Below are 1,722 nucleotides of genomic sequence, written 5' to 3' on the forward strand. Positions count from 1 at the left end.
CATCTACCCGCTGGCGCCGTTGCAGGAGGGGATCCTTTACCACCACCTCAGCTCGCCGGAGCACGATCCCTATGTGCTGGCCTCACGCATGGCCTTCGCCAGCCATGAACGCCTGCAGGCTTTCATCGATGCTTTGGGCAAGGTCATCGCCCGTCACGACGTGCTGCGTACCTCGGTGCTGTGGGAAGGCCTGGCGCAGCCGCTGCAGGTGGTCTGGCGCCGGGCCGAGCTGGCGGTGTTCGAGGTGGCCGACGAGGCTGCGGTGCCCCATGCCCTGGCCCTGGAGCAGGCGCCGCTGGTGCGCTTGTACCACTGGCCGGACGCTCAGGGCGCCGGGCGGCTAGCCGCGTTGCAGTTCCACCATATCGTCCTCGACCATACCGCGCTGGATGTGCTCGGTCGGGAGCTGGTGGGCTACCTGCACGGTGCGCCGGTGCCCGCCGAACAGGGGGTGCCATACCGTAACTATGTGGCCCAGGCGCGCCTGGGCGTCAGCCAGGCCGAGCACGAGGCGTTCTTCCGCGAGCAGTTGGGCGATATCGACGAGCCGACCCTGCCGTTCGGCCTGGGCGATGTGCAGGTCGACGGTCTCGGCATCGAAGAGGCCCATCTGTGGCTGGACGAAACCTTGGCCAGCGGTCTGCGTCAGCAGGCTCGGCAACTGGGTATCAGCGTCGCCAGCCTGTTCCACCTGGCCTACGCCCGCCTGCTGGCCGCCGCCAGCGGCCGCGACAGCGTGGTGTTCGGCACCGTGCTGCTGGGTCGCCTTGAAGGCGGCGAGGGAGCAGACCAGGCGCTGGGCATGTTCATCAACACCTTGCCGCTGCGCCTGGACCTGGCCGGCACTGACCTGCATGACGCGGTGCGCCAGACCCAGCAGCGCCTGAGCGCCTTGCTCGCCCATGAGCATGCGTCGCTGGCATTGGCCCAGCGTTGCAGCGGCGTGCCGGCCCCGGCGCCGCTGTTCAGCGCCATGCTCAACTACCGTCACGGCAGCCAGGCGGACGAGGGCCAGCGCCCGGCCCTGCAGGGTATAGAGACCCTGGACAGCATCGAGCGCAGCAACTACCCGCTGAGCCTGAGCGTGGACGATATCGGCGACGGCTTCCGCCTGGTCGCCCTGGCTCCGGCGGCGGTTGGCGCTGCGCGTATCTGCACGCAGATGCGGCGGGTGCTGGAAACCATGGCCGAAGCCTTGGCACAGCAGCCACGGCAAGGACTGCTGCAACTGCCAGTGCTCTCGGTCGAGGAACGCCACCAGTTGTTGCACGACTTCAACCGCACGGCGCAGCCCCACAACCTGGAGCTGACCCTTCACGGGCTGATCGAGGCTCAGGTACTGCGTACCCCAGGCGCCGTGGCGGTAAGGGCCGAGGAGGGCGAGCTGACCTATCGCCAGCTCGACGAGCAAGCCAACCGCCTGGCCCATCACCTGATCGCGCTGGGGGTGAGGCCGGACGATCGCGTGGCGATCTGCGTCGAGCGTGGCCTGTCGATGGTGGTCGGCCTGCTGGCGATCCTCAAGGCTGGTGGCGCCTATGTGCCGCTCGATCCGGACTACCCGGCCGAACGGCTCCGCCACATGCTCGCCGACAGCCAGCCAAGGGCGCTGCTGGTGCAACAAGGCACCCGGACGTTGGTTGGCGAGGCGGCGGTGCCGCAGGTCAACCTCGACCAGCCGGATTGGACCCGCCAGCCAAGCCACAACCCGCAGGTGCCTGG

The 1,722-nt window shown here is 68.6% G+C and carries 1 protein-coding gene; it reads left to right on the plus strand.

The window, feature by feature from the left end; all coding sequences use genetic code 11:
* Window positions 1-1,722, plus strand: a 1,722-nt coding sequence (locus V0R62_RS26630) for a condensation domain-containing protein (protein ID WP_330105823.1), incomplete at both ends; no start/stop codon positions are given.

This window comes from Pseudomonas carassii, assembly GCF_036324045.1.
Taxonomy (GTDB): domain Bacteria; phylum Pseudomonadota; class Gammaproteobacteria; order Pseudomonadales; family Pseudomonadaceae; genus Aquipseudomonas; species Aquipseudomonas peradeniyensis.